The sequence below is a fragment of the Pseudomonas sp. CAN1 genome (genome assembly GCF_030462585.1).
In the GTDB taxonomy this organism is placed as follows: Bacteria; Pseudomonadota; Gammaproteobacteria; order Pseudomonadales; family Pseudomonadaceae; genus Pseudomonas.
The window spans coordinates 18,130-37,045 of record NZ_JASMRU010000044.1; the positions used below are offsets into that span (position 1 = coordinate 18,130).

An 18,916-nucleotide genomic window follows, 5' to 3' on the forward strand; every position below is an offset into this window, starting at 1 on the left:
CATGAAGGACGAAAGCATCCTGGAAACGGCCGCTGACTGGGTCCTGCGGCTGGACGAAAGCGACTGTTCCGCCAGCGAGCGCCAGGCCTTCGAGCGCTGGTACGCCAGCGACGAGCGCCATCGCCTGGCAGTGGACCAGATGCGCGGGCTGATCGGCCAATTGCATGGCCTGCACAACGAACGCCAGGCCGCCGGCCTGGCCATTGCCAGCACCCTCGCCAGCAGGCAGCGCCGGGTACCGCGCGCACTCCTCGGACTGGGGGCTGTCGCGCTCGGGCTGTCGGCACTTCTGGCAGTCAATGGCGACTGGCGCCAGGACCTGCAAGCCGATCTCCACACCACCCCGGGCGAGTGGCGCCGGGAGCGGCTGGCCGATGATTCGGTGCTCCTGCTGGCGGGCAATAGCGCGGTGAAGCTGCATTACGACCATGGCCAGCGCAGTGTCGAACTGCTGCGCGGCGAAGTGCTGGTGGATGTTGCGCCCGACCCGCAGCGACCGTTCCGGGTCACCACCGCGGACGGCAGCATGCGCGCCCTCGGCACCCGCTTCGTGGTGAACCTCGAAGCGCAGGATACCCAGCTGAGCATGCTGCACTCGCGGGTTTCCGCGCAGAGCGCCGACGGCTCGCGGACCCAGGAGGTTGCCGCCGGCGAGCAGGTCCGTATCACCCGCGACGATGTCCAGTCGCTCGGCAGGATCGACCCGGCCAGCGTCGACCAGGCCTGGCAGCGGCACCAGCTGGCGGTGCGCGATGCCCCGCTGGGCGAGGTCCTCGACCAGCTCGCGCGGCAACAGCGCGGCTACTGGAGTTACGGCGATCCAGCCCTGAATCGCCTGCGGATTTCCGCCGTCCTGCCGCTGGACGACAGCGCCCGCGCCCTGGCGCTGATCGAGGAAATTCTTCCGGTCAAGGTGCGTCGGTTCACGCCGTGGCTGGTGCGGATCAGCGCGGAACCTAATCAGGAATAATTATCAGGTGAAAGTGGTTCCGCTTTTTTCGGGCGGTCCGTCAAGGAAGACGCCAACCCAAGAAATGGAGCTTCACCCGATGTCGTTCTTCACTCGCAACCAGCCGCGCTGCGGCGGCTCGCTGATCCCCCTGGCACTGGCCGTACGCCTGACCCTGCCCCTCGTCGCGGCTGCCGCGCTGCCGACGCTGGCGCACGCCCAGGCGTCGAGCTTCAATATTCCGGCCGGGGACCTGGGCGAAAGCCTCAACCGCTTCGCCCAGCAGGCCGGCATCGCTATCGTCTACCGCACGGCCGACCTCAAGGGGCTGACCTCGCCGGGCCTGCAGGGCAGCTTCGAGATCGATGAAGGCTTCTCCCGCCTGCTGGCCGGCAGCGGCTACCAGGCTGCCCAGGGCGAGAACGGCTACCAGCTGGTGAAACGCAACGTCGTGGAGCTCAGCGACACCACCATCAGCGCCCAGCGCCTGGGCGCCACCACCGAAGGCACCCATTCCTATGCCAGCGGGGCCGTCACCATCGGCAAAGGCGCGCACTCCCTGCTGGAAACCCCGCAATCGGTCACCGTGCTTACCCGCCAGCGCCTGGATGACCAGAACATGAACAACCTGCAGGACGCGATGCGCCAGGTCACCGGCGCCACGGTCAAGACCTACAACACCGGCTCCAGCCTGAACGACGTGTACATGCGCGGCTTCCTGGTGGACCAGGTGCAGGTCGACGGGGTATCGCAGATCACCGGCCAGGGCGACATGGCCACCAGCTTCGACCTGGCCATGTACGACCGCGTCGAGGTCCTGCGCGGGCCGGGCGGCCTGTACGCCGGCTCCGGCGAGCCCGCCGGCACCATCAACCTGGTGCGCAAGCGCGCCCTGGACACCTTCGGCCTGAGTGGCGAGGTGGCCGCTGGTTCCTGGGACCGCTACCGCAGCATGGTCGACGTCACCGGGCCACTGAACGACGAAGGGACCATCCGCGGTCGCTCGGTGATGGCCTACGAGAACAACCAGTCCTTCGTCGACTACGTGCAGAACGAGCGACCGATGTTCTACGGCCGCCTGGAATTCGACCTGGACCCGAGCACCACCCTGTCGCTGGGCGGCGCCTACCAGAAGAACAACTCCACTCCCGCCTTCGGCCTGCCGGCCTATGCCGACGGCACCTTGCTCGACGTGCCGCGCTCCACCTACGTCGATGCCAAGTGGAACCGGATGAAGGAAGAAACCTGGGAAGCCTTCTCCGAACTCGACCACAGCCTCGACAACGGCGGCCAGTGGAAGACCTCGCTGACCTACCGCGACGCCCGCCTGCCCCTGCGCGAGTTCAGCTGGACCACCTGGGTGGTCAATCCCGATACCCAGACCGCCGATGCGGCGCGCTACTCCTACTACGAGCGGATCAAGACCCTGGGCCTGGACAGCTTCGTCACCTCGCCCTTCGACTTCGCCGGGCGCACCCACGAGTTCACCCTCGGCGCGGAATACCAGCACCTGGACAAGGCCTTCACCTACGGCTCCGTGGACCTCGACAACGACGGCTACGCCGACGAGGTGCCCATCGGCATCGGCGGCGCCAACGACCTGCCGCGCCTGGACATGCCGCACACCAACTTCAACTACACCAAGAGCCGCCAGTACGGCCTCTATGGCCGCACCAAGCTGAGCGTGACCGACCGCCTGGACCTGATCCTCGGTTCACGGGTGAGCTGGTATGACGCCGACGCGAAGAACGCCAATACCTTCTTCGACAACTTCGGCAACCCTTCCAGCCAGATCAACGCCAAGGCCATCCCCTATGGCGCCGTGATCTACAAGCTGAACCCGAGCCTGGCCGCCTATGCCAGCTACACCAGCGTGTTCAAGCCGCAGAGCGAAACCGACGGCAGCGGCCAGAAGATGATCGGCCCGCACGAAGGCAAGCAGTATGAAGTGGGCCTCAAGCAGGAACTGCTCGACGGCCGCCTGAATGCCTCGATCGCGCTGTTCCGCATCTACGACGAAAACCGCGCGCAGTGGAGCGGCAGCCCGGTGAATGCCTACGAGGCCCAGGGCAAGGTGCGCAGCCAGGGTTGGGAGACCGAGCTGAGCGGCAACCTGACCGACAACTGGAGCATCGTTACCGGCTACGCGTTCACCATGACCCGCCTGCTGGAGGACGACCCGAACAACGGCCTGAGCTCGGGCGACACCTACAGCACCATCACGCCGAAGCACAACTTCAACCTGTGGACCAAGTACGAGTTCCTCGACGGCACGCTGAAGGGCTTCCATGTCGCCGGCGGCACCCGCGTGGTCAGCGAAACCCTCTACACCCGCAGCAATACCGACTTCGTGCAGCCCGGCTACGCTGTCTCCACCGCCCAGCTCGGCTACAAGTTCAACGAGCACCTGAGCTCGACGCTGACCGCCAACAACATCTTCGACCGCAAGTACTACGAGCGCGTCGACAGCGCCTGGGGCTCGAACTTCTACGGCGAGCCACGCAACCTGATGCTGACCCTGCGCGGCACCTACTGATCGAGGGCGCTGGGTAGAACTGCAGGAACGGGGCGCAGCCAGGGCATCGGCTCGCGCTCCTCCAGCTCCTTCGCGGACGCCCCGCTCCCGGTGAAAGGATCTCCGCTCCACTGATTGGCCCCGCTCCACGAGCGCAGGCGCGGGCAGATAGAAAAACGTCGCTGCGCCGCCTTCCCAAGCGTCATCGGCGCCCGGCAAGATAGCCGCATTCGCCGCCGCATTTCGGCGGCCTTCTTCTGCCTTGTGTCACCGGAGTCGTATGCAACCGCGCGACCTTGCCGCCTACCTGTTCCTCGCGATCGGCTGGGGGCTGTCCTTTCTCGTGCTGCTCAAGGCTATCGCCGGGTTCGGCTGGGTCGGTGCGGTCAGCTTCCGCGCGCTGATCGCCAGCTTCACCCTGTTCGCGGTGGCCAAGCTGTCCGGGCGCCGGCTGAATTTCGACGGTTTGTGGAAGCCATTGTGCGTGGTCGGCGCCACCACCGTGGCCGGCCAGCTGATCGGCATGACCTACGCCACCCCGCGCATCGGCACCGCCATGGCGGCGATCTTCGTCGCCGGCATTCCGCTGTTCTCCATGCTCATCGGCCGCCTCTGGGGCCTGGAGCGCATCACCTGGAGCGGCCTCGGCGGGCTGGTGCTGGGCTTCTGCGGCATGGTCCTGCTGGTGGGCTTCCCGGCGGTGCCGATCACCCACGAATTCATCCTCGGCAGCGCCGCCTCGGTGTTCGGCGCCATCTGCGCGGCTTTCGGCAGCAACTATGCCAGCCTGAAGTTGCGCACCGCCGGGCCCTGGGAAGTGACCTGCGGTGCCTTCCTGATCGGCGGGCTGCTGACGCTGCCGCTGCTGATCTGGGTGCCCGTGCCCGGCACGCCGCAGCCAGTCGATTTCCTCTTCCTGCTGCTCTGCGGCTGCGTACTCAGCGCGGTGAACTACGTCGTGTACTTCCAGCTCGTCGCACGCATCGGCGCCACGAAAACCATCAGTGTGGAATTCGTCGTCACCGTGGTCGCCGTGCTGGTCGGCGCGCTGGTGCTGGGCGAAGCCCTTTCGCTGATGCAGGGCGTGGGCGCGCTGATTATCCTGGTCGGCTGCGCCCTGGTGCTCGGCCTCGTGCCGGGCACCAAATCACGCGCGGTCAGTTGAGCGCCTGCACCGATACCGCTTCCGCTGCAGCGTCGTCGCGGTCGATCACCTCCATCGGCAGACGCGCGGTTTCCCGCAGCCGCCAGGAACACAGCGCCACCAGCAACAGTGCCGCCGCGCCGTAGAGCGCCACGCCGAACGGGTTACGCCCGGTGGCGATGAGGATGGCAGTGGCGATGCTCGACGCCGTGCCGCCGCCCAGCGCTGCGCCGATCTGGTAGCTGAAGGAAATCCCCGAGTAGCGCATTTCCCGCGGGAACTGCTCGGCCAAGAATGCCGGAATCGGACCCTGGGTCGCGCCCATGAAGAAGCCCACGGCGACATAGGCCAGCAGCGCCAGCGGCAGGTTGTGCAGGCCGATCAGCGGGAAGAAGGCGAACAGCCCGAGCGCCATGATTGCCGCCCCGAAGATCATCACCGCGCGACGGCCAAAGCGATCCGACAGGTGCCCGAAGAACGGCGCGGAGGCGACGATGGCCACCGACAGCGAGAAATCGAACAGCAAGGCGTGGCTGCTGCTGTAGCCGATGTCGGTCGCGTAGGCGAGGAAGAAGGTGCTGCCGATATAGGCAATGGTGACGTAGCCAAAGGCGATGCCGATGCACAGCAGCAGCTCGCGTGGGCGACGGCGGAAGGCTTCCATCAGCGGCATGCGCGCCTCGGCTTTTGGTGCGGCCTTGGGCGGCGGCGTGGTGTTCTGCAGGCGCGCATAGAGGCCGATCAGCACCAGCAGGCCGCCGAGCCAGAACGGGATGCGCCAGGCGATGCCGCTGAGATCGTCGTCGAAGGCGAAGCTGACGATGGCGAACACCGCTGAGCCGAAGATGCCGCCGATACCGATGCCCATGCTGGTGAAACTGCCCCACAGGCCACGACGCCCCTTGGGCGCAACCTCGATGCCAAACAGCGCCGCCCCGCCCCACTCGCCACCGGCAGCGAAGCCCTGCACCAGGCGCAGCATCACCAGCAGGACGGGCGCGGCCGCGCCGATGCTGGCGTGGGTCGGCAGGAAGCCGATCAGCAGGGTGCTCAGGCCCATCAGCACGAGGGTAGCGACCAGCGCCTTCTGCCGGCCGTAGCGGTCACCCAGGTGGCCGAAAACCACGCCGCCCAGCGGACGGGCGAAGAAGCCGGCACCGAACGCCGCGAAGGCCACCAGCACGGCGGTCAGGCGGTCCATGCCGGGGAAGAACAGCTGCGGGAAGATCAGCGCGGCGGCGTAGCCGTAGATGACGAAATCGTAGAACTCCAGCGCGGTGCCCATGCCGGAGACGCAGAAGGTGCGAAAGGCCGAGCGCGAGCCGGGGGCGGCGGGCGTGTGATCGATCATGGCGGTTCACTCTTGTTCTTGTGGCAACACGAAACCCGCGCGGCGGCCGGCGGGCCGCCACGAGGGCGTTGGTTTTGTAAGCGGTGTTACGTAGGGCGCATAACCCGGAACGGGTTATCCGCCGGTAGCTCTAGGGCCCTGGAACCTAGACTATCGGTGCACTGGCGCCCCTCTCCCCAGCCCTCTCCCTGAAGGGAGAGGGAGTCGACGGTGCCACCGGTTAGCTGGGAGCTCCGCCTGATGCCGGACAGTCCCCTCTCCCTGAAGGGCGAGGGAGTCGACGGTGCCAACGGCTAGCTGGGTGTTCCGCCTGATGCCGGACAGTCCCCTCTCCCTTCAGGGAGAGGGTTAGGGAGAGGGTCCAGCCGGCTGAAACGGAGTCCTCAGAACCGCAGGAACCCCTCATCCGCCAGCTTCTTCGGAGTTCCGGCGACGTATTCGAGAGCGCAGCCAGCGGTATCCAGGCCGATGCTCAGCAGGGTTTCCCAGCGCTCTGTATCCGGCTCGGACATATCCGGGTGGAAGCACACCACCGCCTGGTCGCCGTCGGCGCCGCAGAAGGCGTCGGCGCGTTCGCGCAGGGCCTTGCCGGTCATGCCGGCGGTGGCGGCCTTGAGGTGATCCAGGCGCGCATAGGTGGTGGACACATCCGCCGTGCGCTCGCCCCAGCTCAGCTCGCCGTCGAGGAAGTGGTTGGTGTGCAGCAGCCAGCCATCCTCGCGCGGAACCACCACGGCGGTGTGCGCCGGACTCATCTCGATGCTGGCGGCACGGGCACGCACGTCGCTGCGGGTGAACACGGTCAGCACGGTGGACGCACTGACCCGCGCCGAACGTGCCATGGCGATGGCCTCGGTGACGCTGGTGGCTTCTTCCAGCACCCGGCGGGCGATGGCGTGTACCGGCACACCGGCGCTGCCGTCGTCACTGGCGTGGTGCAGGATGTTGAAGTGCACACCCAGCCCGGCGCTGTTCACGCCGATCTTGCCGAGCATGCCGAACTCGGTGAACAGCTTGGCAGTCAGGCCGCTGCTGCCGGTGAAGCCCAGCAGCAGGCCGTGGGGCACCAGGCTGTCGTGCCAGTCCCAGGTCTGCAGGCTGCACGGGGCGGCCGCGCCGGCCGGAGCATAGACCGAGGTGGAACACTCGCCCTCCACCGGCTGCTCCGGCATCACCGCGAGAATTTCGGTACGCGCATTCAGCGCCGCCAGCTGCCACAGCGGCAGGCCGACGCCCAGGGCCAGGCCTTCGACTTCCCTGGCCAGGGCCGGGCACCAGTCGGCCAGCGCTGCGAGGCTGGCTTCACCGATGGCACGGGCCTTGTCCAGCTCCACGCCGACGCGCGGGAAGAAGTCCAGGTACAGCGCCACGGTCTGGCGGATCTGCCCGGCGAAGGTTTCGCCGATCTGCCGGCCACGCTGCAGCGGGTCGCGGATGTCGGTGGTGAAGGTATGAAGAATCACGGCAAGGCTCCTGCAATTGCTTTTCAACGAGGCCGGAGCGTCGAGGCGCTCCGGTTGGGTCAGAGTTTGTCGTCGGGACGACTATAGACTTCGCGGCCGGCGAACCAGGTCTTGAGCACCCGAGTATCGCGCAGCGCTTCCGGCTTGATGGTGAATACGTCGCGATCGAGCAGGATCAGGTCGGCCTGCTTGCCCGGCTTGAGCGAACCGATGCGGTCTTCCAGGCGCAGCACGCGCGCTGCGTTGAGGGTGTAGGCCTGGAACATGGTCTGCCGGTCGATGTCCTCGGCGGCGTTGAGCACGCCTTTCGGACCGACGCGCTGGATCGCCTGGTAGATGGCCTTCCACGGATCGGGCGTGGTGATCGGCCAGTCGCTGGCGCCGGAAATGGTCGCTCCGTTCTTCAGCAGCGAGCGCGCCGGATACATGTGCAGGAAGGCCATGGCGCTGACGTAGGGCTTGACCAGGTCGACGCTGTTCTCGTCGGCGGCGGCCCAGTACAGCTGCATGGCGGCGATCACGTCGAGCGCCTTGAAACGCGGGAAGTCCTTGGGGTTGACCATCTGCAGGTGGGTGATCGAGTGCGGGATGCCGCTGTGGCGAGCCTTGCGTGCCTGCTCGATGCCGTTGAGCGATTCGCGCACCGCACGGTCGCCGATGGCGTGGATGTGCACCAGCCAGCCGCGGGCGTCGGCGGCGCTGACCAGCTCGCCGAAATGCTTCGGGTCGATCAGCAGTTCACCGTACTTCTTCGAGTTGCTGTAGGGCTCCAGCATCGCCGCACTTTGCGCCGGCATCTCGGCCACACCGTCGGCGAAGATCTTGATGCCCGGTAGGGTCAGGTTCTCCACGCCGATGAACTGCTGGCGCACCTTGTCCAGCTCGTCGAGGTCGGCCGGGGTCGCCTTGGAGTCGGCCATCAGCAGGGCGGCGACGTGCGCGGTGAGGCCGCCCTGCTGCGCCAGCATCTTGTAGACCGGCAGCACGCCGACGGAATCGTTGTGGATGTCGCCGCCGGGGTTCTCATTGGCCAGGGGTTCCATCCAGGCGGTGATGCCCAGCTCGTGGTAGTAGCTCTGCGCGCCCTTCAGCGCCTTGAGCAGCTCGTCATTGCTCGCCAGCGGCAGCATGGCCTGCACCGGATAGAGGCCGGCATCCACCAGGAAGCCGTTGGGCTTGCCGTCGGCGCCGTGGCCAATGGTGGCCTGCTCCTCGCCCTGCAGCGACTTGACCTTGGCGGCATCGATGCCAGCGAGGTCGAGTAGCGCCTGGTTGGCCCAGCCAGTGTGGTAGTCGCCGCCCGCCAGGAGGATCGGCTGCTTCGCCCATTCGCCCTGGTTGAAGCGTTGCTGCAATTTGCCGAGCTCGTCCCAGTAAGCCGTCGGCACGCCACCGACATAGAGGAACTGGCCACGGCGCGCGCGGCCGTCGTCACGCCACTGGCGCAGCTTGCCCTCGAAATCGGCGAGGGGAATGTCCTGGTTGTCCAGGTTGGCCTGGAGCATCTGCAGGCCGCCCTTGACCAGATGGGTGTGGGAGTCGATGAAGCCGGGCATCAGCACCTGGCCGTGCAGGTCGATGACCTTGGTCGCCGGTTGCTGGAGCTTGAGAATCTGCGCATCGGAGCCGATCGCGAGGATGCGGCCGTTCTCCACCGCCACTGCCTGCTGCAGCGCCTGGCCGGGTTCGGCGGTGTAGACCTTGCCGCCGTGGAAGATGAGGTCGGCGGCGGCCATAGTTTCCACCGAGGAAAAAGCGCAAGCCGCTGACACCAGCGCCGGAATCAGTAGTTTCATCGCAGAGCCTTCGTTATTGTTGATCTGTGACGAAGGTTAAGCAAAAGCCCCGGCGGCTTTAACACTGACTTCCCGCACAACTTCTGTTCCTGTCAGGAAGCAATACCAGGAAGCCAACCATGGACAAGATGACCGCCCTCACCATGTTCGTCGCCACCGCCGACCACGGCGGCTTCAGCCGCGCCGCCGAACAGCTGGGCAAGACGCCGTCGGCGATCACCAAGGGCGTGGCACAACTGGAGGCCGACCTGGGCCAGCGCCTGTTCGAGCGCACCACACGACGCATGGCGCTGACTGAGGCCGGGCACATCTACCTGGAAGGCGCGCGCTCGGCGCTGATGCAGCTGCAACGGGCCAGCGAGGAAGTCGAGCAGTTGCAGACCGAGTTGCGCGGCAGCCTGCGCATCGTCTCGCCGCCCTCCTTCGCCCCGGCCTTCTTCAATGCGGTGTGCTGCCGTTTCCTCCGTGAACACCCGCAGGTACGCCTGGAGGTGGACCTGCTGGACGAGTTCGTCGACCTCGTCGAAGGCGGCTACGACATCGCCCTGCGCGACGGCCCCATCGACCTGCCGGACGTCATCGCCCAGCCGCTGCTGGAAAACCGCCTGATGCTCTGCGCCAGCCCTCGCTACCTCGCCGAGAAGAACCTGGAGGTGACGCTGGAAAACTACGAGCAGCACGACTGGCTGATCTTCCGCCACCCACTGCTGAACCGGAACTTCTGGTGGGTGCAGAAGGACGGTGAACGCCTGCGCATCCGCCAGCCGGTGCCGCGGGTGGCCAGCGACAACTACGACTTCCTGCTCTCCTGCCTGCTCGATGGCCAGGGCCTGCAGTTCCTCCCGCAGTGGAGCGCACTGCCCTACCTGGAAAGCGGCCAACTGGTAGAGCAATTACCCGACTGCTGGCGCGACCAGAGCGCCTTCGGGCCCTGGGTGCATGTGCTCTACCTGCCGCACCGGCGCAGCACACGCAAGGTGCGGGTGTTCATCGAGTACCTGCGCGAGCATCTGCAGGGGAAGGGATTGGTCTGAGGCGGGCAACGGGGCTACACCGGTGGATGCCGTGCCGGGCGGTTCGCGAGCAAGCTCGCTCCTACAGGGGGCTCCGAGCTTCACCTGTAGGAGCGGACCTTGTCCGCGAAATCCTTCGCGGCGGACTTCGAAGTCACAAGGATATTCCGCCAACCATCGCCTGTCGGCGAATCGCGGAGAAGCTCCGCTCCTACAAGAGCGTACGCATCGAACTGGCTCTGGCTTTGGTTCGAAAGCCTTCCAGCGAAACATCCGCGCACTCCGAATGCCCCGTTCAGGAGGCCTCGTTGAAGCGGAGTTTCAGGGGTTGAGCGACATGGATGTCGCGAGAGCGTCGATGGGCCAGGGATGGCCCTTCGTCGGGGGACGCCTAGTTCGTGCCCCTGAAACTTCGCTTCGACGAGGGTATTTTTCGCCTAAGCGAAAAACCGGATGTCCGGGGCAAGCCTTTTGGTTACTTTTTGGGGGGCGGCCTTCCGTCGTTTGGAAAAGTAACTCGCCCGAGGGGGCGAAACCTGAAGCCCGCGCGCACGCCGAAGCGACGCTGAAACTCCCAACCACAAGCAAGAATATCGCGGGCATGGCCCGCTCCTACAGGGTGACTCCACAATTTCGACAGGCCGGCGGATAACGCTGGTGCGTTATCCGCCCTACGAATCAGTAGTCGCAGCACGCGGCCCTGTGCCATGCGGTTCGCGAGCAAGCTCGCTCCTACGAAAAACACCGCGGCGCCAGGGTGGACTGTAGGAGCGAGCTTGCTCGCGAACCCGCCCAGCTCCCACCCTCACACCAACCTCTGCTCCCGCAGATACCCCCGCAAATGCTCGATGAACGCAATGATCTTCCGCGTCGCCCGTCGCGTGCTCGGATACACCGCCAGCAGCTCCGACCCCAGTGCCTTCGGGTCGAAAAGGCAATCATCGAGGATCGTCCGCAAGCGCCCATCCCGCAGGTACGGCAGCACACTCCAGACCGGACACGGCAACACCCCCTGCCCCGCCAGGCAAGCCTCCAGCAACAGCTCCTGGTTGTCGCTGTTCAGCCGCCCGCTACGCGGTAGCAACACCCGCTCGCCGGCCCGCTCGATCAGCCAGCTCTCGCCCAGCGCCGGGTGGCGATAGACCAGGCATTCGTGCTCCACCAGTTGCTCCGGCCGCTCCGGCGCGCCGCAGCGCTCAAGGTAATCGGGACTGGCGCAGAACACGATGCGACTCTCGCCCACCGGCTGGGCGATCAGTCCTGGCAGGTCGCTATGGCCCAGGCGCAGGGCGAGGTCGTAGCGGCCGTCGAGCATGTCGATGTAGGCATCGGTCAGGTCCACCTGCAGGGTCATGTCCGGGTGCTTCTGCATGAAGCTCGCGCAGGCGCCATTGAGGAAGGGCCGACCAAACGCCAGCGGCCCGTTGATCCGCAGCCGTCCCTTGAGGCTGTGGTGCAGCTGGGCGATTTCCTCCTCCGACTCGCGCATGCGTTCCAGCACTTCCCGCGCGGTATCCAGGTAGAGCTGGCCGGCCTCGGTCAGCGCCATGCTGCGGGTGGTGCGCTCGAACAGCCGGGCGCCGACCTCCTGCTCCAGCTGGCCGACCGACTTGGCCACCGCGGAAGGCGTCTTGCCCAGTTCCTCGGCGGCACGGCTGAAGCTGCCGAGTTCGGCGCTGATGACGAAGAGCTGCAGGCTATTGAGCTTGTCCACGATTGAGTCCGACTTTTCCCAAGTGTTATTCCAGGGCGCCGCTTACTCGGCGTCAGGAAGCCCCTTAGCCTCTGCGCAACGCCAACAAGAATCAAGGGAAAGGCACTTTCACCCCTGAAAGACGCCCTTCTCGCTCACCGCGCATTTTGAACTCAGAAATGAAAATAAGCCGTCTTGCCTGCCCACCCGCGCTCATCCCGCCGCGCACGCGCACCCCGTTCGGTGACGGGTTTGGCAAGTCCGCCCCGCTCCCTCCCCAGCGCCTATTCGAGCGTGGACGAACGACCGTCTTCCGGGCATTACGCTGCCTCCGCGATGACGCCCCGTTCGATCCCGACAGGCCCTGACCTTCTCGAACCCTTCCGCCTTGCCTGGAGTCACCATGTCCACCACCGCCGAGCTGATCATCACCCACGCCGACATCCGCACACAGGATCAGCGCCACCCGCGCGCCGAAGCCATCGCCATCCGCGGCGGGCGCATCCTCGCCGTCGGCAGCAACGCCGAGATCGAGGCGCTGGCAGACAGCACCAGCCGCCGCATCGACGCCGGCGGCCGCTTGATGCTGCCGGGCCTGCAGGATACCCACGTGCACTTCCAGCTCAGCGCCGCCGACCTCTACCACAACGCTTCGCTGTACGAGGCCAGCAACCTCGACGAACTGCTGGAAACCATCCGCGCCTTCGCCCAGGCGCACCCGGAAAAACCCTGGATTCGCGGCGTCGGTTTCTCCTCCGCACGCTTCACGCCCGAACAACTCACCAAGGAGCTGCTCGACAGCGTCACCGACGGCCGCCCGGCGCTGATGTTCGCCAGCGATTACCACAACGGCTGGGCCAACAGCGCCGCCTTCGAACTGGCCGGCGTGCGCCCGGGCAGCGCCGAGCCGGACAACGGCGAATACCTGCGCCTGGCCGACGGCACGCCGAAAGGCTGGCTGGTGGAAGACGCCATCTGGGCGATGAATCGCATCGCCCCCGGCTACACCGACGACGACTACCTGCAGGCCATGGCGCACTACAGCAAGGCCTTCAACGCGCGCGGCATCACCGGTGTGCTCGACGCCATGGCCGCGCGCAACTACCTGAAGAACTACCAGGCCTCCCACGATCGTGGCGACCTGACCCTGCGCGTCTGCGCCACCTCGAAGATCTTCGCGCACAAGTCGCTGGCCGAGCAGATGGCCGAACTCAAGGACCTGCGCACCATCTACCAGGGCGACCGGGTGCGCCTGCATTCGGCCAAGTTCTTCCTCGATGGCGTGCTGGAGAACGGCACGGCGGTGCTCGCCGCCCCGCGCAGCGATACCGGCGGCAACGCCGAGCTGATGTTCAGCCAGGAACAGATCGACGAGTACTTCAGCGCCTTCGACCGCGAGGGCTTCCAGATTCACGTGCACAGCATCGGCGACGGCGCCGTGCGCGCGGCGCTGAACGGCCTGGAGGTCGCCCGCGAGCGCAACGGCCAGTGGGATTCGCGCCACCAGCTGGCGCACCTGCAGGTGGTCGACCCGGCGGATATCCCGCGCTTCAACCAGCTCGGCGCGCTGGCCAACTACCAGACGCTGTGGGCGCAGCCCAACCCCGAGGCCGATGCCATAGTCGAGGCGATGATCGGCCCCGAGCGCAGCCAGTACATCTACCCGCTCGGCGAGTTCGTGCGCCAGGGCGTGACCTGCATGCTCAGCAGCGACTGGGGCGTGACCGGCTTCGACCCGTTCCAGATCATCCAGTGTGCCCTCACCCGGCAGAACCCGGCGCTGGGCAGCGACAGCCCGGTACAGACCGCCCAGCACCGCATCGGCATCGACGAGGCGATTCGCGGCTACACCCTCAACGCCGCCCACGCTGCGTGGCGCGACGACTGCACCGGCAGCCTGGAGCCGGGCAAGTACGCCGACCTGATCCTGCTGGACCGCGACCTCTACGCCATCTCGCCCTACGAGATCGGCCAGACCCAGGTCCTGCTGACCCTGCTCGAAGGCCGCGAAGTGCACCGCGACGCCTCCTTCGCCGGCTGACCACCGGGCGCCCCTCCACCACAGGGGGCGCCACCCGGCAAATCCTCCTTCACATTCGCCAACAACAAGAACAATGGAGCCTGATCATGGGCGTTGCAGTACCCCACGACGGCGCGCAACTCAAGCGCACCCTCGGCCTGAAAGACCTGGTGGCCTACGGCATGGCCTACATCGCGCCGATGGCGCCGCTCACCACCTTCGGATTCGTCTGGGACGCCTCCGGCGGGCTGGTCGCGCTGGCCTACCTGCTGGGCGCGATCTGCATGTACTTCACCGCGCAGAGCTACGCCACGCTGTCGGCGCAGGTGCAGAGCGCCGGCTCGGTCTACGGCTTCGCCCGCCACTGCCTGGGCGAAGTGCCGGGCTTCGTCGCCGGCTGGCTGATCCTGCTGGACTACCTGCTGATCCCGGCGCTGGTGTTCCTGATCATGTCGGTGGGCCTGCAGATCCTCATGCCCGGCCTCGACCGCGCCTTCTGCCTGGTGCTGCTGGTGGCCATCTCGCTGGGCATCAACTGGTTCGGCGTCGCCGTCACCACGCGCATCAGCATGGTCTCGGTGGTGCTGCAGTTCAGCGTGATGTTCGGCCTGCTCGGGCTGGCGCTGTTCGCCATCGCCCAGGGCAAGGGCGCCGGTGCGCTGACCGCCGCGCCATTCTTCGACGGCAGCGCCTTCGATGCCGGCAAGGTGTTCACCGCGACATCCATCTGCGTGCTGTCGTTCCTCGGCTTCGACGCCATCTCCACCCTCGCCGAGGAAGTGAAGGACAACGACCGCCGGCTGGTCGGCCGCGCCATCCTGCTGGTGCTGTTCATCTGCGCGACGCTGTTCGTGGTGACCACCTGGGTGCTCGGCAACCTGATGCCCGGCGTGATCATCAAGGACGCCTCGGCGGCCATCTACGAGCTGACCACCGCGCAGATCGGCCCCTGGGTCGCTCTGCTGCTGGCCTGGGTGATCGCGATGATGGTCGGCCTGACCAACGCCCTGCCGATGCAGGTCGGCGTCTCCCGCGTGCTGTTCGCCATGAGCCGCGACCGCCAGCTACCAGCCCTCTTCGCCCGCCTGCACCGCCGCCACGGCACGCCGCACGTGGCGCTGGTGCTGTCGACGCTGCTGTCGCTGGGCATCGCCCTGGTGATGCGCGAACGCATCGACACCCTCGCCTCCTTCGTCAACTTCGGCGCCCTGACCGCCTTCGTCCTGCTGCACCTGTCGGTACTGATCCGGCTCGGCATCCAGGGCCGCAGCCGCCGCTGGTTCGCCCACTGGCTGGTGCCCATCGTCGGTATCGCCGTGGTGGTGACGGTGCTCTGCGGCATGGATATCCATGCGCTGACCATGGGGAGCGTCTGGTTGGTGATCGGGGTGGTTTATGGCCTCTACCTGCGTGGCAAAGGGCGGGTGGCATTGAGCGTTTGAGGCTTTTGCAGAGTGCGCGCGGCAGTCTGCCGAGGGACTCGCGGAAAAGGTCCGCTCCTGCGCGACGGAGCTGACCTGTATAAGCGCCCCATGGGCGCTATCGCGGCCATGGCCCGCTCCCGCGAAGTCTGCCCCTGAGCGCCCCTGGAAGAGCGTTCAGGGCAGGCTCAGAGCTTCTTTCCGCCCAGCAGGAAGTGCGACAGCGCCGGAATCAGCACCAGCGCGCCGAGCATGTTCCACAGGAACATGAAGGTCAGCAGGATGCCCATGTCCGCCTGGAACTTGATCGGTGACCAGGCCCAGGTGATGACGCCCGCCGCCAGGGTCACGCCGACCAGCGCGACCACCTTGCCGGTGAAGGCCACGGCCTGTTTGTAGGCCACCGACAGCGGCAGACCCGCGCGCTGCATCTGCAGCTGCACGCTGAGCAGGTACAAAGCGTAATCCACCCCGATCCCCACCCCTAGCGCGATCACCGGCAGCGTGGCGACCTTGACGCCGATGCCCATCAGCACCATCAGCGCCTCGCAGAGGATCGAGGTGAGCACCAGCGGCAGCAGCGCCACCAAGGTCGCGCGCCAGCTGCGGAAGGTGATCAGGCAGAAGATGCCCACCGCCGCGTAGACGTAGAACAGCATGCGGTGGTTGGCCTCGCGCACCACGCGGTTGGTCGCGGCCTCGATCCCGGCGCTTCCGGCGGCCAGCAGGAACTGGCGGTCCGGCGTGCTGTTGGCGCGGGCGAAGTTCTCGGCGATGCCGGCCACTTCGTCGAGGGTCTGCGCCTTGTGGTCCTTGAGGAAGGCGATCACCGGCATCAGCGAGCATTCGGTGTTGAACAGCTCGGGCGTGTTCACCGAGGCCTGCTGGGCCGCGTAGTTGAGCACGTCCTGGTTGCGCTGCAGGCTGGCGAACTTGGGGTTGCCCTCGTAGGTGCCCGCGGTGATCTGGCGTACCGCGTTGACCAGCGAAGTGGTGGCCTGCACGCCCTCGTGCTGTTGCAGCGCCCAGCCCAGGCGGTCGGCGAGGATCAGCGTGCGGTAGTTCAGGCAACCTTCCGGCGCGGTCTTCACCATCACCGCGAAGAGGTCGCTGGAGAGCGCGTAGTGGCTGGTGATGTAGGCGTTGTCGCGGTTGTAGCGCGAGTCGGCGCGCAGCTCCGGGGCGCCGGCGTCGAGGTCGCCGATCTGCAGGTGCTGGCTGACCAGCAGGCCGCCGGCGCCCAGCAGCGCGGCGACGATCAGCGCAGCGCTGGCCCAGCGGCGCTGGGTGAAGCGGTCCAGCAGGTCCCACAGCTTGCCCAGGCCGGCATGCTGGTCCACCTGGCGCTCTTCGCGCAGGGCACGGGCGGCGGCCTTCGGGCTGACACCGACGTAGGACAGCGCCACCGGCATCATCAGCAGCGAGGTGAAGATCAGCACCGCCACGCCGATGCTGGCGGCGATGGCCAGGTCCTGGATCACCGGGATGTCGATCAGCATCAGCACGGCGAAGCCCACGGCGTCGGACAGCAGCGCGGTGACACCGGCGAGGAACAGGCGGCGGAAGGTGTTGCGCGCGGCGACCTGCTTGTGGGTGCCACGGCCGATGTCCTGCATGATGCCGTTCATCTTCTGGGTGGCGTGGGACACGCCGATGGCGAAGATCAGGAACGGCACCAGGATCGAATACGGGTCCAGCGCGTAGCCCAGCCAGGCCACCAGGCCGAGCTGCCAGACCACCGCCAGCAGCGAGCAGCCGATCACCAGCAGGCTGCTGCGCAGGCAGCGGGTGTAGAAGAAGATGATGACGAAGGCGGTGACCACCGCCAGGCCGAAGAACAGCATCACCCGCAGCAGGCCGTCGATGAGGTCGCCCACCAGCTTGGCGAAGCCGATCACGTGCAGGCGTACCGGGCCCTTGCCCTCCTCGCCGGCGGCGAAGGCGCGGGTGTCGCCGAGGTATTCGTACTTCAGGCGCAGGTCGTCGAGGGCGCGGGAGAATTCGCGGTAGTCGATGCCCTTGCCGGTGGCCGAGTCGCGGTCGAGCAGCGGCACCACCAGCATGCTGGAGCGGAAGTCGTTGCCCACCAGGCTGCCGACGATGCCGGCACGGGCGATGTTCTGGCGCAGCTGGCCGATGGATTCGGGCTTGCCGTCGTAGCCGTCGGGCATCACCGGGCCGCCCTGGAAGCCTTCCTCGGTGACCTCGGTCCAGCGCACTGCCGGCGACCACAGCGATTTCATCCAGGCACGGTCGACACCATGGCTGAGGAACAGCTGGTCGCTGATCTGCCGCAGGCTGTCGATGTAGGCCGGGTCGAAGATGTCGCCGCTGGGGTTCTCCACCACCACCCGCACCGAGTTGCCCAGGCCGCGCAATACGGCGCGATTGTCCAGGTAGTTGCGGATGTAGGGATCACTGTGCGGGATCATCTTCTCGAAGGCCGGGCGCATCTCCAGACGGGTCACGGCCATGTAGCCCAGCAGCACAGTGACCAGCGCGATCAGGGCGATGAACAGCGCGCGGTGGTTGAACACCAGGCGCTCCAGCAGGTTGCCGCTGTGGGTGTCAAAGTCCCGCAGTTCGCGGACTACAGGCATTTCGCCGTGCTTCAGGTCGACCATGAGGCTGTCTCTCTATCTCTTGTTCTTATGGTTCTTGAACGGGCGGAACACCGGCGCGCTCAGCGCACCGGCATCGCGTTCTCGCGTACGCCGCGGGTGCCGACCAGCAGCAGGCGGCCGGGGCCGGCCACGGCGCCACTGACGGGCAGGCGCTCGGCCAGGTCCAGGATCTTGAAGCTGGCGCCGCTGTCGTCGCTGACCAGGCCCTGGCCGGCCTGGCTGAACAGGTACAGCCGCCCGTCGGCGTCGAAGCTGGCGGCGGTCAGGCTCACCGGCAGGCCGGTGTCCACGGCGGTCCAGCTTGCGCCGCCGTCGAGGCTGCGGATCGCATGGCCGCGCAGGCCGTAGGCGAACACCAGGCCGGGCCGCGCGATGACGCCGAAGAAGCTGCCGGCGTAGGGCGATTGCAGAGCGACGAAGCGCTCGGCCTGATGGTCCAGGCGCAGCAGCAGGCCCTGCTCGCCGACGATGAACAGGTCATCGCCGCTTGCCGCCATGGCAGTCAGGTGCAGCGCCTGCGGGTTGTCGATGCGGTGGTTCCAGGGCTCCCAGCTGCGACCGCCGTCGCGGGTGTGCAGGATCAGGTTGAAGGCGCCGACCACGAAGCCTTCGTTGGTGTCGCGGAACCACAGGTCGAGGAAGGGTTTGTCGGCGCCCTCCTCCTGGTAACGGCGCGCCTGGTCCAGCCAGGTGGCGTTGTCCGGCTGCGGGTGGGCGGCGTAGTAGTCGAGCATCAGCTGGCCGATCTGCCGGCCGTCGAGCTGGCGCTGCCAGTGCTGGCCGCCATCGGCGCTGTGCAGGACCACGCCGTCGTGGCCCACCGCCCAGCCCTCCCGCGGCGTGGGGAAGCGCACGGCGGTGAGGTCGGAGCTGACCGGCACTTCGGCTTGCACCCAACTGGTGCCGCCGTCGTCGGAGTAGAGAATC

General features: G+C 66.7%; 12 protein-coding genes. 6 read left to right on the forward strand and 6 right to left on the reverse strand.

Annotation, left to right across the window (positions count from 1 at the left end; all coding sequences use genetic code 11):
• Position 1: 1 nt before the first annotated feature.
• From QO207_RS28805 to QO207_RS28815, 3 genes are all read left to right on the forward strand, one after another.
• Positions 2 to 970, forward strand: coding sequence for a FecR family protein (locus tag QO207_RS28805; protein ID WP_301535664.1), 969 nt, complete (start codon positions 2 to 4; stop codon positions 968 to 970).
• Between the two features lie 79 nt (positions 971 to 1,049).
• Complete coding sequence (locus QO207_RS28810) at positions 1,050 to 3,485, forward strand: TonB-dependent receptor (protein ID WP_301535665.1); 2,436 nt, start codon at positions 1,050 to 1,052, stop codon at positions 3,483 to 3,485.
• 259 nt (positions 3,486 to 3,744) lie between these two features.
• A complete protein-coding gene (locus QO207_RS28815; protein ID WP_301535666.1) occupies positions 3,745 to 4,629 on the forward strand; it encodes a DMT family transporter in 885 nt (294 codons plus the stop codon).
• Here the strand turns inward: QO207_RS28815 and QO207_RS28820 are convergent.
• The 3 genes from QO207_RS28820 to QO207_RS28830 form a co-directional block, all read right to left on the reverse strand.
• The gene (locus tag QO207_RS28820; RefSeq protein ID WP_301535667.1) at positions 4,622 to 5,959 is read right to left on the reverse strand and encodes an MFS transporter; all 1,338 of its coding nucleotides are present in this window, start codon (positions 5,957 to 5,959) and stop codon (positions 4,622 to 4,624) included. The genes QO207_RS28815 and QO207_RS28820 overlap by 8 nt on opposite strands.
• A gap of 383 nt (positions 5,960 to 6,342) precedes the next feature.
• Positions 6,343 to 7,422, reverse strand: coding sequence for a C45 family peptidase (locus QO207_RS28825; protein WP_301535668.1), 1,080 nt, complete (start codon positions 7,420 to 7,422; stop codon positions 6,343 to 6,345).
• Between the two features lie 59 nt (positions 7,423 to 7,481).
• Positions 7,482 to 9,218: an amidohydrolase gene (locus tag QO207_RS28830; protein ID WP_301535669.1), complete on the reverse strand. Its 1,737-nt coding sequence runs from the start codon at positions 9,216 to 9,218 to the stop codon at positions 7,482 to 7,484.
• Positions 9,219 to 9,337: 119 nt separating this feature from the next.
• Between QO207_RS28830 and QO207_RS28835 the strand changes: the two genes are divergently transcribed.
• Positions 9,338 to 10,252: a LysR family transcriptional regulator gene (locus QO207_RS28835; protein ID WP_301535670.1), complete on the forward strand. Its 915-nt coding sequence runs from the start codon at positions 9,338 to 9,340 to the stop codon at positions 10,250 to 10,252.
• 784 nt (positions 10,253 to 11,036) lie between these two features.
• On the opposite strand, the gene QO207_RS28840 is transcribed toward QO207_RS28835, so the two are convergent.
• A complete protein-coding gene (locus QO207_RS28840) occupies positions 11,037 to 11,945 on the reverse strand; it encodes a LysR family transcriptional regulator (protein WP_301535671.1) in 909 nt (302 codons plus the stop codon).
• A gap of 382 nt (positions 11,946 to 12,327) precedes the next feature.
• Between QO207_RS28840 and QO207_RS28845 the strand changes: the two genes are divergently transcribed.
• Positions 12,328 to 13,965, forward strand: a complete 1,638-nt coding sequence (locus tag QO207_RS28845) for an amidohydrolase (RefSeq protein WP_301535672.1) — start codon at positions 12,328 to 12,330, stop codon at positions 13,963 to 13,965.
• Between the two features lie 86 nt (positions 13,966 to 14,051).
• The gene (locus QO207_RS28850; protein WP_301535673.1) at positions 14,052 to 15,386 is read left to right on the forward strand and encodes an APC family permease; all 1,335 of its coding nucleotides are present in this window, start codon (positions 14,052 to 14,054) and stop codon (positions 15,384 to 15,386) included.
• Between the two features lie 167 nt (positions 15,387 to 15,553).
• On the opposite strand, the gene QO207_RS28855 is transcribed toward QO207_RS28850, so the two are convergent.
• Positions 15,554 to 17,989, reverse strand: coding sequence for an RND family transporter (locus tag QO207_RS28855; protein WP_301535674.1), 2,436 nt, complete (start codon positions 17,987 to 17,989; stop codon positions 15,554 to 15,556).
• A gap of 59 nt (positions 17,990 to 18,048) precedes the next feature.
• On the reverse strand, positions 18,049 to 18,916 hold an 868-nt coding region (locus QO207_RS28860; protein ID WP_301535675.1), incomplete at its 5' end, for a YCF48-related protein.